This window comes from Mycolicibacterium canariasense (assembly GCF_002101555.1).
Taxonomy (GTDB): Bacteria; Actinomycetota; Actinomycetes; order Mycobacteriales; family Mycobacteriaceae; genus Mycobacterium; species Mycobacterium canariasense.
Genome location: NZ_LQOL01000025.1, coordinates 62,745 through 76,772 on the forward strand (window position 1 = coordinate 62,745; position 14,028 = coordinate 76,772).

Consider the following 14,028-nt stretch of genomic DNA (forward strand, 5'->3'; position numbering starts at 1 on the left):
ATGCTACGTGTCCCAGGTGTCCGGCACCCGCCTTCGCAAGCTGTCTACTCGCTGGGAACCTACCCGCGGGTAGCCTGTTTCTCGACGTAAAGGGCATCTTTCGGTCTTCTCACGAGTGGGGAACCGGCCTCGGTGAGCTGGGGGTGTGGGTTACCGTGGTCGCCGTGGCCGAATTGGTGCGTACCCCGCAAGTCGTAGTCGAGGATGCCGAGATCTTCGCCGCCCACGAGGGCGGCAAACTCTCGGTGGCGTTGAACGAGCCGCTGGACACCCAGCGTGCCCTGTCCATCGCCTACACGCCGGGCGTGGCGCAGGTGAGCCGCGCGATCGCAGCCGATGTGACGTTGGCGAAGAAGTACACCTGGGCCAACCGGCTCGTGGCCGTGGTCAGTGACGGCAGCGCGGTGCTGGGTCTCGGTGATATCGGCGCTGCCGCGTCGCTGCCGGTGATGGAGGGCAAGAGCGCGCTGTTCAAGACGTTCGGCGGGCTGGACTCCATCCCGATCGTGCTGGACACCAAGGATCCCGACGAGATCGTCGAAACCCTGATCCGGCTGCGCCCCACCTTCGGTGCGGTCAATCTGGAGGACATCTCCGCGCCGCGCTGCTTCGAGATCGAGCGCCGGGTCATCGAAGCCTTGGATTGCCCCGTCATGCACGACGATCAGCACGGCACCGCCATCGTGGTGCTCGCCGCGCTGCTCGGTGCGGTCCAGGCGCTCGACCGTGACATCCACGAACTCAAGGTGGTGGTGTCCGGGGCCGGGGCGGCCGGTGTCGCGTGCACCAACATCCTGCTCAACAGCGGCATCACGGACATCGTCGTGCTGGACAGCAAGGGCATCGTCGAGACGGGCCGGGCCGACCTGAACTCGTTCAAGGCCGAACTGGCCGGGCGTACCAACCCGCGTGGTCTCACCGGCGGCGTGGCCGAAGCCCTCGACGGCGCCGACGTCTTCCTCGGTGTGTCGGCCGGCCTGGTGCCCGAGGAACTCATCGCGACGATGGCCCCCGGCGGCATCGTGTTCGCGCTGTCCAACCCGGACCCGGAGATCCACCCGGATGCGGCCCGCAAGTACGCCGCCGTGGTGGCCACCGGCCGCAGCGACTTCCCGAACCAGATCAACAATGTGCTGGCCTTTCCCGGCGTGTTCCGCGGCGCCCTGGACGCCGGTGCCCGGCGTATCACCGAGGAGATGAAAGTCGCTGCGGCGCATGCGATTTTCTCGGTGGTTGGGGACGATCTCGCAGTCGATCACATCGTGCCGAGCGCGCTGGACCCGCGGGTGGGGCCGGCGGTCGCCGCGGCCGTGGCGGAAGCGTCGAAGGCCTGAGCGCTGATTTGATGCGTCGGATGCTGGCGAGACTGGCGGCGCTGCTGGTGGTCGCCGGGTGTGCCGCCGGATGTTCAGTGGCCCCACCGCCGCCGTCGGTGACCGTCGGCGCCCGCAACGACGCGGAGTCGGCACTGCTGGCGCATCTGTACGCGGCGGCATTGCGGTTCTACGGCAGTGCCGCACACGTCCAGGTGGCCGAGGATCCGGTGGGCGGCCTGGATTCCGGCAACGTCGACGTCGCACCCGGCTTGACCGGGGCGCTGCTCACCCGGTTCCAGCCGGACGCGCCGGCACGCTCGGCGGCGCAGGTGTACCGCTCGATGGTGGCCGCGCTGCCGGAGGGGCTGGCCGCCGGTGACTACGCGGACACCACGTCGGACAAGCCGCTACCGGCGGTGACCGATCGGACCGCGCGCGCGTGGGGCGCCGCCGACACGCTGGCACTGCTGCCGCGGTGTGGCACGTTGCGGGTCGGTCGTGTCGCCGGGGAGGTGGCCCCCAGCTCGCTGGCCGCCTGCGTGCTGCCGAAGGCACGTGAATTCCCGGATGCCGCCGCGCTTTTCGGCGCCTTGCGGGACGGCACGATCGACGTGGCCTGGACGTCGGCGGCCGCCCCGGACATCCCCGATCAGGTGACCGTGCTGGCCGACCGGACGGCGCTGGTGCGGGCGGAGAACGTGGTACCGATCTACCGGCGCAACACCCTGACCGACCCGCAGGTGCGCTCGATCAACGAGCTGGCCGGTGTGCTGGACACCGACGCGCTGGCGCAGATGCGGGCGAAGGTCGCCGCCGGGCAGGATCCGGGTGTGGTGGCCGCGGCGTACCTGGACGCACATCCGCTGGGCCGGTAGCACTACCCCAGTCGCGGTTACGCCTGCCGCAGTCGCGCGGGGGCGTCGTCGGAACGCAGCCGCTGGCCCAGCGCGACATCGATGATGGCCAGGACGTGCGGGTCGGTGGCGACGTACACCTGGCGTTTGCCGGCGCGCTGTGCCCGCACCAGGCCGGCGAGTTTGAGCTTGGCGAGATGATGGCTGACGGTGGCCAGGCTCTGGCCCGTCCTGGCGGCCAGCGTGCCGACGTCCTGCTCGCCCTTGGCGAGCACCCACAGAATGTGCAGTCGCACGGTGGCCGAGAGCAGGCCGAGGGTCGCGGCAGTCTCCTGGAGGAGTTGCACGGTCAACTCGTCGTCGGGTGGTACGGACGGGGACGGGTCGGGCACGGGACTCCTCTCGGCGACACGAACAGACTCCACCATTGGGGACAGTTGCGCAAGCGTTTGACTGATTGGGCGCGGTGAGTTCTACTGGTGGGGCGCCGCGCCACCGCGGCGTCATCCGTTCCGCAGGAGGTGTCCTCGTGATCGAGGGAAGTAGTACGCCGCCTCCGTGCGTGCGTCCGGCCTGACCCGGCCGGTGCGGCATGCATGGAGTCGACCTTCGCTGACCACGTCGACCGACGCCTCTGCTGCCGTAAGGACCGGACCATGGCTGACACCTCATTGCCTGAGCTGGCGACGCTGCCCACCTTCCAGGTCTTCCAGCATGTCGGCGGCTCGCCGCGCGGGTTGACCGAAGCCGAGGCCGCCGAACGGCTGCGGCGCTTCGGGGACAACCAGGAGTTCCACCCCGCCGGGGAGGGGCTGGCCGCGAGCACGCTGGCCGCGGTGCGCAGCCCGTTCGTGGCGCTGCTGGCTGCACTCGCGGTGGTGTTCGTGGTCGTGGGGGACAGCCGCGGTGCCGCGATGGTCGGGATCATCGACGCACTCGCGGTCCTGCTGCGGATCTGGCAGCACACCCGCTCCGCGCGGGCTGCCGGGGAATTGCGCAAACTGGTGACGTCGACGGCCACCGTCCGCCGCCGCGCCGACGACACGGCCGAGCGGATGGACCGCGAGGTGCCGATCGGCGATCTGGTGCCAGGGGATGTTGTGCTCCTGCAGGCAGGGGACGTGGTGGCGGCCGACCTTCGGGTGGTGGCGGCCCAGGACCTCATGGTCGATCAGTCGGTGCTCACCGGGGAATCGCTGCCCACCGCCAAGTCCGCCGACGCCGTCGGGTCCGCCGCGCACCGGGTGCTGGCCGACACACCGTCGCTGTGCTTCTCCGGTTCGACCGTCGTCGCCGGGAATGCCACTGCGGTGGTGCTGGCGACGGGCCGGCACACCTACTTCGGGTCGCTGGCCGCCGGTGCGGCGGCACTGCGGCCGACCTCGAGCTTCGATCTGGGTGTCCGTGCCGTGGGCTGGACCTTGATCCGGCTGATGCTCGTGCTGGCCCCGATCGTGTTCGTGGTCAACGGATTTGTCAGCGGGGTCTGGGACCAGGCGGCGATGTTCGGCGTCGCGGTGGCCGTCGGGCTGACGCCGGAGATGCTGCCGGTGATCGTCACCACCAACCTGGCGCGCGGCGCGGCCAAACTCGCCCGCGAGCGCGTCGTGGTCAGCCGGCTCAACGCCATTCAGGATCTCGGTGCCATGGACGTGCTGTGCGTGGACAAGACCGGCACCTTGACCGAGGACCGCATCGTCTACGCCCACGGGATCGACGTCACCGGACGCTATGACGACGTCGTGACCGAACTGGCCTTCCTGGCCGCGTTCTTCCAGGACGGTGTGCACGACAGGATGGACGAGGCCATCCTGGAAATGCTTGCCGAGCAAGGCATGTCGGTGCTCGCCGACGCGGCGTACACGAAGGTGGACGAGATCGGCGCCGACGATGGCCGTGGCAACACCGGTGTCGTGCTGCGCAGGCAACCCGGTGAGCACCTGCTGATCTGCAAGGGCGACCCGAACACGGTGCTGGCCCTGTGCACGCGGGCCCGACTGAACGGGGCCGACGTCGCGTTCGGGCCGGATCTGTTGGCCGAAGCCGCCGATCTGGTCACGGCCTACCACAAGCAGGGTATGCGGGTGATGGCCGTCGCGGTGCGCACGCTGCCGGCCCGGCTGGAGCACTACGGCCACTCCGACGAACGCGATCTGGTGCTGGCGGGGTTCATCGGCTTCGTCGACCCGGTCCGGGCCAGCGCCGCGGGCGCCGTCGCGGATCTGGGCGCCCACGGTGTGCGGGTCACGATCCTCACCGGCGACAGCCCGATCGTCGCGCGGCACGTGGCCCGGCAGGTCGGTGTGCCGACCGACCAGGTCGTCGTCGGCGAACAGGTCGACAGGTGCAGTGATCGCCGGTTGCGCACCCTCGTCACGCGGGCCGCCGTGTTCGCCGGGCTCTCGCCCGAACACAAGGTGCGCATCGTGGTCGCCCTGCGGGAAAGTGGTTGCGCCGTCGGCTATCTCGGGGATGGTGTGAACGACGTGGTGGCGTTGCGCACCGCGGATGCCGGAATCGCCGCGGACACCGCCACCGACGCGGCGAAGGCGGCCGCCGATCTGATCTTGCTGGACAAGGATCTCGGTGTGCTCGCCGATGCCGTCGTCGAGGGTCGCCGTACGCTGGCCAACACGCTCAAATACGTGAAGATCACCGCCGCCTCGAACTTCGGGAACGTGCTCTCCGTGCTGGTGGCCAGCGTCTTCCTGCCGTTCCTGCCGATGCTGCCCATCCAGCTCATGGTGCAGAACCTGCTGTACGACTGTGCGCAGTTGGCCTTGCCGTGGGACCGTGTCGAGCAGGACTACCTGCGCTCCCCGCGGCGGTGGCAATCACGCGGGCTGGCCTCGTTCATGCTGACGTTCGGGCCGCTGAGTTCGGCGTTCGACCTGATCACCTTCGCGGTGTTGTGGTGGGGTTACGGAGCGGGCGACGCGCCGTCGACCTTCCAGACCGGTTGGTTCATCGAGGGTCTGCTGAGCCAGCTGGCGGTGGTCCTGGTGCTGCGCTCGGGCGTCGCGCCCTGGCGCGGTGAGCGCGCCGCCCCGGTGGTGGTGATCGCCGCGCTCGCGGCCGCAGCGATCGGTCTGGTGCAGCCGTACAGCCCGCTCGGCGAGCCGCTGCGGCTGGTGCCGCTACCGCTGCCGTGTGTGTCGTGGCTGCTGCTGATCGTGCTCGGATATGCCGCGGCGGCGCAGTGCGTCAAGCACTTCCATCACAAGCAGGACTGGCTCTAGTCCCACCACTTTCGAAAGAGAGCGCAGATGACGACTGCGGATATGTTGCTGCGCCTGGCCGCCGGAATGGGGCTCGGTGCACTGATCGGATTCGAACGGCAGTACCGGGCCCGGATGGCCGGGCTGCGCACCAACGCGCTGGTGTCGGCGGGGGCGACGTTGTTCGTGCTGCTGTCGGCGCACGGTTTCGCGGGTGCCACTGCCGACCCGACACGCGTTGCGGCACAGATTGTTTCCGGTATCGGATTTCTCGGCGGTGGGGTGATCCTGCGCGAGGGCCTGACCGTGCGGGGCCTCAACACCGCGGCCACACTGTGGTGTTCGGCGGCGGTGGGCGCGCTGGCGGGCGCCGGCATGTATCCGGCGGCCGCCGCCGGTGCCGCCGCGGTGATCGTCATCCACGTGGTGATGCGCCCGATCGGCATGTTCGTCGACCGGCGGCCCGTCACCACCGCCGAGGCGCCGGCGACGTATACGTTTCGTGCGCTCGGCGCCGAAGCGGCCGAGGCGCATATCCGGGCCGTCTTGGTGGACGCGTTGTCCCGCACCGACTTGGCGCTGCAGTCGGTGGAGAGCACGCACACCGGCTGCGGCGGCCAGGTGCAGGTATGCGCGGCGGTCACCGCACCCGAACGTGACGACAAGGCCATGGAGACGGCGATCAGCCGACTGTCCATCGAACCGGCCGTGACCAGCGTGCGGTGGCAGGTCGACGAACCGGCCGCCGCCGATACCCGGGAGTGAGACGAGGATGACCATCTTTCGCACCTACCCGACCGAAGGCGTGCTCACCCGGCCCGTCCGCCGGATCGGTTCCGACGTCGCCGTTTTCGCCGGGGCGGCCGCCCTGCTATGGGTGATCATCGCGCTGGTCCACAGCACCGACGTGCCCTGGACCGTCGACACCGCCGCCCCCGCGGTCTCCACCGACCCGGGTGAGCTGCCCTACTACGCGGGGCGCTCCCTGCTGCGGATGTTCGTGGCGCTCGGCTGCTCGCTGGTCTTCACCTTCGTCTACGCCACGGTCGCAGCGCGTTCGCGCCGGGCCGAGAAGGTGCTGATCCCGTTGCTGGACATCCTGCAATCGGTACCGATCCTCGGGTTCCTGTCGGTGACCATCACCGGGTTCATCGCCCTGTTCCCCGGCTCCGAGCTGGGCCTGGAGTGCGCATCCATCTTCGCGATCTTCACCTCGCAGGCGTGGAACATGACGTTCGCCTTCTATTCGTCGCTGGTGTCGCAGCCGCGCGACCTGGACGAGGCGTCACGATTGCTGAGACTGTCGCGCTGGCAACGGTTCTGGCGGGTCGATCTGCCCAGCGGGATGATCCCGCTGGTATGGAACGGCATGATGAGTTTCGGTGGCGGATGGTTCTTCCTCACCGCCTCGGAGGCATTGAGCGTCAACAACCACAACTTCGCGCTCCCCGGTGTCGGCGCCTACGTGGCGGCCGCCGGTGACGCCGGTGACCTCGACAAGGTGCTGCTGGCCGTCGGCGTGATGATCGTCATGGTGGTGGGGGTCAACCTGCTGTTCTGGCGGCCGTTGACCGCGTGGGCCGAACGCTTCCGGCTGGAGGACTCCGGCTCCGGCCAGGCGCCACGCAGTCTGACCCTGGAGTTGTTGCGCCGCTCCAGTATTCCGCGCGCCCTCGGCCGGTTCGCCGGTCGGCTGGTATATCCGCTGGACCGGGTGACGTCGGTGTTCGGTCGCGCCGAGCGGCCGTTGCGCGGCTCCCCGGCGCGTACGCGAGCCGGGGACTGGGTCTTCGGTCTGGCGGTCGGTGCGCTCGTCGGCTATGGAGTTCTCCGGGCCGTTGCCTACATCGGCGCGACCGTCGGGTTCGGTGAGATCGGCCACGCGCTGCTGCTCGGCCTGGCCACTTTCGCGCGCGTGCTGGTGCTCATCGTCGTGGCCACGGTGGTGTGGGTGCCGGTCGGGGTGTGGATCGGCCTGAACCCCAAGGTCTCTCGGCTGGCCCAACCGGTGGTGCAGATACTGGCGTCGTTCCCGGCCAACTTCCTCTTCCCGATGTTCACCGCCGTGTTGCTGGTCACCGGAATCAGCCTGGACGTCGGTGGCATCGTGCTGATGGCACTGGGGGCGCAGTGGTACATCCTGTTCAACGTCATCGCCGGGGCCAGCGCCATCCCCAATGACCTGCGGGAGGCCGCCGCCAACCTGCGACTCACCCGGATGTTGCGGTGGCGCAAACTGATTGCCCCCGCCATCTTCTCCAGCTATGTCACCGGCGGGATCACCGCCGCCGGCGGGGCGTGGAACGCCTCGATCGTCGCCGAGGTGGTCACCTATCACGGCACGACGCTGACCGCCGCCGGTCTGGGCGCCTACATCCGGGACGCGACCGCCGACGGCGACGCGGGCCGGATCCTGGTCGGCGTCATCGTGATGAGCGTCTACGTGGTGGCGATGAACCGGCTGCTCTGGCGCCGGTTGTACGCGATCGCGCAGCGACGTTACTCCCTTGCCTGACAATGAATGTCGAATGGAGAACACGATGACGAAGAGCAATGCTGACGTGTTGGTCAGTGTCGAGGACGTGACCAAGACCTTCACCGGTGCGGCCGGTGACCCACTCCTGGTCTTGGACGGCATCTCCCTTGCGCTGCGGGCCGGTGAGATCGTGGCCCTGCTGGGGCGCTCCGGCTCCGGCAAGTCGACGCTGCTGCGGATGATCGCGGGTCTCATCGGGCCGTCCACCGGCACCGTGCGGTATCGCGGCGCCGAGCTCAACGGCGCGAACCCCGGCACCGCGATGGTGTTCCAGACGTTCGCGCTGATGCCGTGGCTCACGGTGCAGGACAATGTCGAACTCGGCCTGGCGGCCCGCGGTGTGCCGCCCGCGCAGCGACGCGAACGTGCGCTGAAGGCGATCGACGCGATCGGCCTGGACGGCTTCGAATCGGCTTATCCGAAGGAGCTTTCCGGTGGCATGCGGCAGCGGGTGGGATTCGCCCGCGCCTTGGTGCTCGAGCCGGATGTGCTGTTGATGGACGAACCGTTCTCGGCCTTGGATGTGCTGACCGCCGAGAACCTTCGCACCGAGCTGATGGGCCTGTGGGCGGGTGCCGACTTCCCGACCCGCGCCATCTGCCTGGTCACCCACAACATCGAGGAAGCGGTGCTGCTGGCCGACCGTGTGGTGGTGCTCGGCGCCAACCCCGGCCATGTCCGCGCCGAGGTGCGCATCGACCTGCCCCGGCCGCGGGCGCGTCGCTCGGCGGCCTTCGCCGCCGTGGTGGACTCCCTCTACGAACTGCTGACCGGCGCCGAGCCGGGTGTCACCCGGCAGCCACCCGCGCAGGCCACGCCCACCGGCAGCCCGCTGCCCGACGCGACCGTCGGCGGGCTGGCCGGCTTGGTGGAGATCGTGCATGCCAGGGGCGGCCGGGCCGATCTGCCGGATATCGCCACCGAACTCAGTTTCGAGATCGACGATCTGCTACCGCTCGTCGACGCGGCCGCGCTGCTCGGTCTGCTCACCGTCGACCGCGGTGACCTCGAGCTGACGCCGGTGGGCACGCAGTTCACCACCGCGGACATTCAGCGCAGCAAGCAGATTTTCGCCGAGCAGGCGCGCACCCGTGCCCCGCTGGTGCGCACGATCTGCACGGCGCTTCAGTCCAGTGCCGACGGCAACCTGCGCGCCGGCTTCTTCCTAGACCTGCTGCGCCGCGGGTTCGGTCCGGCCGATGCCCAGCGGCAGCTCGACATCGCCATCGACTGGGGCCGTTACGCCGAGTTGTACGACTACGACACCGATTCCGATCAGATCTCCGCCGACACCGGTGCCGAAAACATCAGTGCGGCATCATCTTCCCGATCACACCGGAGAACAGCCGCTGGTAGCCCGACCCAGTGAGCCGGACGATCACGTCCAGCACCTTGGCGTCCGCGCCGACCAGCACGCGTGCCTGGTTCTTGCGCACGGCTTCCAGGATGATCCTGGCGGCTTTGTCCGGGGTGGTCTTGGCCAGCTTCTTGTCGAACACCTTGGCCAGCTGATCGGCGTCCAGGCCGTCGGCGGCACCGGCGTTGCGGGCGATGGCGGTCTTGATGCCACCGGGGTGCACGGCGGTGACCTTCACCGGGCGCTTGGCCAGGACCATCTCCTGGCGCAGTGCCTCGGTGAAACCGCGCACCGCGAATTTCGCCGAGTTGTACGCGGCCTGACCGGGCACCGAGAAGATACCGAACAGGCTGGACACGTTGATGACGTGGCCGTCGCCGGACTCGATGAGGTGCGGCAGGAACGCCTTGGTGCCGTTGACGACACCCCAGAAGTCGACGTCCATCACGCGTTCGATGTCCTTGTAGGAGCTGACCTCGACATCGCCGGTGAAGGCGATGCCCGCGTTGTTGTAGATCTGGTTGACCTTGCCGAAGTGCTCCTTGACGGCGGTCGCGTACAGCTCGAAGGCTTCGCGCTCGGTGACGTCGAGCCGGTCGGCCTTCACCGGGGCGCCGATCGCCTTCAACCGCTCCTCGGTGACGGCCAGCCCCTCGGTGTCCACGTCGCTGATCGCCAGCTTGGCGCCCGAGCGCCCCAGCTCGACGGCCAGCGCCTGGCCGATACCCGACCCGGCACCGGTGACGACGGCGACCTTTCCGGCAAAGCCCTCCATGGACACTCCCTCGTAGATGGCGGTTCGACTGGCGTCGAGCTTAGCCCGTCGCGGCGGTACCGCCGGTACGGGGTAACGCTTGAGCGGTCGGCACCGATAACCCGGTCATGAATCGAACCCGGATCGCCGTCCTGGCGGCAGCCCTGGCTGCCGGCTCCATCCTCATGGCCACCCCGGCCCAGGCCGATCCCGGCACCGACCTGTTCACCACGGCGTTGGACGCGGCCGGTTTCGGCGATATCGATCCTGGCACCGCGGTGGAGGTCGGCCAGTCGGTCTGCCCCATGCTCGCCGAGCCCGGCCAGCAGGTCGCCGACGCGGCCGCTCATGTCGCCGATGCGCTGGGCAAGCCGCTAGGCCCGGCCACCATGTTCACCGGCCTGGCGATCCAGGCCTTCTGCCCGGGTGCGGTCGCATCACTGGCCAACGGCAACTCGCCGCTACCGTTTCCCCTGCCCGGCTTCTGACGCGTTTTTGACCGCGTTTGTGCGGTCTCATCCACTCGGACCGGTATGTCGGGGATGAAACCGCACAAACGCGGCGACGTTACGGAGCGAACGCCTCGTCGATGATCTCCTGCTGCTCGACGGCGTGCACCTTCGACGACCCCGACGACGGTGCGCTCATGGCGCGGCGCGAGATCCGCTTGATCCCGGTCAGCTTCTCCGGCAGCAGCTCGGGCAGCGACAGACCGAACGTCGGCCAGGCGCCCTGGTTGGCCGGCTCCTCCTGCACCCAGAAATACTGCGTGACATTCGGGTACTGGTCCAGCGTCGCGTTCAGGCGGCGCTTGGGCAGCGGGTACAGCTGCTCGATGCGCACGATCGCGATGTCGTCGCGCTGCTCCTTGGCCTTGCGGGCCGCCAGCTCGTAGTAGATCTTGCCGCTGGTCAGCAGGACCCGCGTGACCTTGCTGCGATCGCCGATGCCGTCCTCGTAGGTCGGCTCCTCCAGCACCGAGCGGAACTTGATCTCGGTGAAGTCCTTCACATCGCTGACCGCGGCCTTGTTGCGCAGCATCGACTTCGGGGTGAAGACGATGAGCGGACGGTGGATGCCGTCCAGGGCGTGCCGGCGCAGCAGGTGGAAGTAGTTGGCCGGGGTGGACGGCTGGGCCACCGTCATCGATCCCTCGGCGCACACCTGCAGGAACCGCTCGATCCGGCCCGAGGTGTGGTCGGGGCCCTGGCCCTCGTGGCCGTGCGGCAGCAGCAGCACGACATCGGAGAGCTGGCCCCACTTGGCCTCGCCGGAGGAGATGAACTCGTCGATGATCGACTGCGCGCCGTTGACGAAGTCACCGAACTGGGCTTCCCACAACACGATGGCATCGGGATCGCCCACCGAGTAGCCGTATTCGAAACCGACGGCGGCGAACTCGGACAGTGCGGAGTTGTAGACCAGGAACTTGCCGCCGGTCGGGTTGCCGTCGGCGTCGACGGTGAGCAGGTCCAGCGGGGTGAACTCGGCGCCGGTCTTGCGGTCCACGATCACCGCGTGCCGCTGGGTGAAGGTGCCGCGCTGCACGTCCTGGCCGGTGAGGCGCACCGTCTTGCCTTCGGCGACAAGGGTTCCCAGCGCCAGCAGCTCGGCGAACGCCCAGTCGATCTTGCCCTCGTAGGCCATCTCACGGCGCTTGTCGAGCACCGGCTGCACGCGCGGGTGCACGTTGAAGCCGTCCGGCGCGGCCAGGTGGGCGTCGCCGATGCGGGCCAGCAGGGATTTGTCGACGGCGGTGTTCACCCCCTTCGGGGCGAGCTGGTCGGACTCCACCGACTCGCTCGGCTCGATGGTGTGCTTCTCCAGTTCGCGGACCTCGTTGAAGACCCGCTCCAGCTGACCCTGGTAGTCGCGCAGCGCGTCCTCGGCCTCCTTGATGGAGATGTCACCGCGGCCGATCAGCGCTTCGGTGTAGGTCTTGCGGACACCGCGCTTGTGGTCGATGACGTCGTACATGCCGGGCTGCGTCATCGACGGGTCGTCGCCCTCGTTGTGCCCGCGGCGGCGGTAGCACAGCATGTCGATGATGACGTCCTTCTTGAACTTCTGCCGGAAGTCCATGGCCAGCCGGGCGACCCACACGCAGGCTTCCGGGTCGTCGCCGTTGACGTGGAAGATGGGCGCTCCCACCATCTTTGCGACGTCGGTGCAGTACTCGCTGGAGCGCGAGTCCTGCGGTGAGGTGGTGAAGCCGATCTGGTTGTTGACGATGATGTGGATGGTGCCGCCGGTGCGGTAGCCACGCAGCAGCGCCAGGTTCAGCGTCTCGGCAACCACGCCCTGTCCGGCGAAGGCGGCATCGCCGTGCAGCATCATCGGCACGACGGTGAACCCGTCGGCTCCGTTGCCCTTGTCCAGCAGGTCCTGCTTGGCGCGGACCAGCCCCTCCAGCACCGGGTCGACGGCTTCGAGGTGGCTGGGGTTGGCCACCAGCGAGACCTCGATGTCGTTGTCCCCGAACATCTGGATGTAGGTGCCGGTGGCGCCGAGGTGGTACTTGACGTCACCGGAGCCGTGCGCCTGCGACGGGTTCAGGTTGCCCTCGAACTCGCTGAAGATCTGGCCGTAGGGCTTGCCGACGATGTTGGCCAGCACGTTGAGCCGGCCGCGGTGCGGCATACCGATGACGACCTCGTCGAGGCCGTGCTCGGCGGCCTGGTCGATGGCGGCGTCCATCATCGGGATGACGGTCTCCGCGCCTTCCAGCGAAAAGCGCTTCTGACCAACGTATTTGGTCTGCAGGAAGGTCTCGAAAGCCTCGGCTGCGTTCAGCCTGGACAGGATGTACTTCTGCTCGGCGACGGTCGGCTTCTCGTGCCTGACCTCGACGCGCTCCTGCAGCCACTTCTGCTGCTCGGGCTCCAGGATGTGGGTGTACTCGACGCCGACGTGGCGGCAGTAGGCGTCGCGAAGTACCGAGAGAACATCGCGCAGCTTCTTGTACTCCTTGCCGGCGAAGCCGTCGACCTTGAACTCGCGATCCAGGTCCCACAGCGTCAACCCGTGGGTGAGCACGTCCAGGTCGGGGTGGCTGCGGAACCGGGTCTTGTCCAGCCGCAGCGGATCGATGTCGGCCATCAAGTGACCGCGGTTGCGGTAGGCGGCGATCAACTCGATGATGCGGGCGTTCTTGTGCGCGATCGAATCCGGGTTGTCGATGCGCCAGCGCACCGGCTCGTACGGGATGCCCAGCTCACGGAAGATCTCGTCGAAGAAGTCGTCGTCGAGCAGCAGTTGGTGGATGGTGCGCAGGAAGTCGCCGGATTCCGCGCCCTGGATGATCCGGTGGTCGTAGGTCGAGGTCAGCGTGATGAGCTTGCCGATACCCAGGTCGGCGATGCGTTCCTCGCTGGCGCCCTGGAACTCCGCGGGGTACTCCATGGCGCCGGCCCCGATGATCGCGCCCTGGCCGCGCATCAGACGTGGCACCGAGTGCACGGTGCCGATGGTGCCGGGGTTGGTCAGCGAGATGGTCACTCCGGCGAAATCCTCGGCGGTCAGCTTGCCGTCGCGGGCGCGCCGCACGATGTCCTCGTAGGCGGCGATGAACTGGCCGAATTGCATTGTCTCGCAACGCTTGATCGCGGCGACGACGAGCTGGCGCGCACCGTCCTTGCCCTGCAGGTCGATGGCCAGGCCGAGGTTGGTGTGCGCGGGGGTGACGGCGGTGGGCTTGCCGTCGATCTCGGCGAAGTGCCGGTTCATGTTGGGGAACTTCTTGACCGCCTGGACGATCGCGTAGCCCAGCAGGTGGGTGAAGCTGATCTTGCCGCCGCGGGTGCGCTTGAGGTGGTTGTTGATGACGACGCGGTTGTCGATCATCAGCTTGGCCGGGATGGCCCGCACGCTGGTGGCGGTGGGCACCTCCAGCGAGGCGTTCATGTTCTTCACCACGGCCGCCGCGGCGCCGCGCAGCACCGAGGTCTCGGCGTCGTCAGAGGGTGGGGCGGCGGGAGAAGCCTTGGGTGGGGT

At 68.3% G+C, this 14,028-nt stretch carries 10 protein-coding genes; 7 read left to right on the forward strand and 3 right to left on the reverse strand.

Annotated elements, in window-relative coordinates:
* Positions 1–164: 164 nt before the first annotated feature.
* Both AWB94_RS03890 and AWB94_RS03895 read left to right on the forward strand, forming a co-directional pair.
* Positions 165–1,334 carry an NAD(P)-dependent malic enzyme gene (locus tag AWB94_RS03890; RefSeq protein ID WP_062659246.1) on the forward strand — a complete coding sequence of 390 codons (1,170 nt, stop codon included), beginning with the start codon at positions 165–167 and terminating at the stop codon, positions 1,332–1,334.
* Between the two features lie 20 nt (positions 1,335–1,354).
* Complete coding sequence (locus tag AWB94_RS03895) at positions 1,355–2,191, forward strand: glycine betaine ABC transporter substrate-binding protein (protein ID WP_307188216.1); 837 nt, start codon at positions 1,355–1,357, stop codon at positions 2,189–2,191.
* Between the two features lie 17 nt (positions 2,192–2,208).
* Here AWB94_RS03895 and AWB94_RS03900 read toward each other — a convergent pair whose 3' ends face one another.
* Entirely contained in the window at positions 2,209–2,562 is a 354-nt protein-coding gene (locus AWB94_RS03900; RefSeq protein WP_234811610.1) for an ArsR/SmtB family transcription factor, read from the reverse strand.
* A gap of 264 nt (positions 2,563–2,826) precedes the next feature.
* On the opposite strand from AWB94_RS03900, the gene mgtA reads away from it, so the two are divergent.
* From mgtA to AWB94_RS03920, 4 genes are read left to right on the forward strand one after another with little or no spacing between them, the layout of a single operon-like run.
* On the forward strand, positions 2,827–5,409 hold the full coding sequence (gene mgtA, locus AWB94_RS03905) for a magnesium-translocating P-type ATPase (protein ID WP_062659234.1): 2,583 nt from the start codon (positions 2,827–2,829) through the stop codon (positions 5,407–5,409).
* 27 nt (positions 5,410–5,436) lie between these two features.
* Positions 5,437–6,153 (forward strand): MgtC/SapB family protein, encoded by a 717-nt coding sequence (locus tag AWB94_RS03910; protein WP_062659235.1) that lies wholly within the window; start codon positions 5,437–5,439, stop codon positions 6,151–6,153.
* Between the two features lie 7 nt (positions 6,154–6,160).
* Entirely contained in the window at positions 6,161–7,903 is a 1,743-nt protein-coding gene (locus AWB94_RS03915) for an ABC transporter permease (protein ID WP_062659236.1), read from the forward strand.
* Positions 7,904–7,928: 25 nt separating this feature from the next.
* Positions 7,929–9,293 (forward strand): ABC transporter ATP-binding protein, encoded by a 1,365-nt coding sequence (locus AWB94_RS03920; protein WP_062659248.1) that lies wholly within the window; start codon positions 7,929–7,931, stop codon positions 9,291–9,293.
* Here the strand turns inward: AWB94_RS03920 and AWB94_RS03925 are convergent.
* Positions 9,232–10,056 carry an SDR family NAD(P)-dependent oxidoreductase gene (locus AWB94_RS03925; protein WP_062659237.1) on the reverse strand — a complete coding sequence of 275 codons (825 nt, stop codon included), beginning with the start codon at positions 10,054–10,056 and terminating at the stop codon, positions 9,232–9,234. The genes AWB94_RS03920 and AWB94_RS03925 overlap by 62 nt on opposite strands.
* A gap of 107 nt (positions 10,057–10,163) precedes the next feature.
* On the opposite strand from AWB94_RS03925, the gene AWB94_RS03930 reads away from it, so the two are divergent.
* Entirely contained in the window at positions 10,164–10,523 is a 360-nt protein-coding gene (locus tag AWB94_RS03930; RefSeq protein ID WP_062659238.1) for a DUF732 domain-containing protein, read from the forward strand.
* A gap of 79 nt (positions 10,524–10,602) precedes the next feature.
* Here the strand turns inward: AWB94_RS03930 and AWB94_RS03935 are convergent.
* Positions 10,603–14,028: multifunctional oxoglutarate decarboxylase/oxoglutarate dehydrogenase thiamine pyrophosphate-binding subunit/dihydrolipoyllysine-residue succinyltransferase subunit (locus AWB94_RS03935; RefSeq protein ID WP_085122349.1), on the reverse strand; the 3,426-nt coding region annotated here is incomplete at its 5' end.

Excerpts from the sequence above, each read along its gene's own strand:
- AWB94_RS03915 (WP_062659236.1), top strand. The coding sequence starts at position 6,161 with ATGACCATCTTTCGCACCTACCCGACCGAAGGCGTGCTCACCCGGCCC.
- AWB94_RS03920 (WP_062659248.1), top strand. The coding sequence starts at position 7,929 with ATGACGAAGAGCAATGCTGACGTGTTGGTCAGTGTCGAGGACGTGACC.
- AWB94_RS03925 (WP_062659237.1), bottom strand. The coding sequence starts at position 10,056 with ATGGAGGGCTTTGCCGGAAAGGTCGCCGTCGTCACCGGTGCCGGGTCG.
- AWB94_RS03895 (WP_307188216.1), top strand. The coding sequence starts at position 1,355 with ATGCTGGCGAGACTGGCGGCGCTGCTGGTGGTCGCCGGGTGTGCCGCC.
- AWB94_RS03910 (WP_062659235.1), top strand. The coding sequence starts at position 5,437 with ATGACGACTGCGGATATGTTGCTGCGCCTGGCCGCCGGAATGGGGCTC.
- AWB94_RS03930 (WP_062659238.1), top strand. The coding sequence starts at position 10,164 with ATGAATCGAACCCGGATCGCCGTCCTGGCGGCAGCCCTGGCTGCCGGC.
- mgtA (WP_062659234.1), top strand. The coding sequence starts at position 2,827 with ATGGCTGACACCTCATTGCCTGAGCTGGCGACGCTGCCCACCTTCCAG.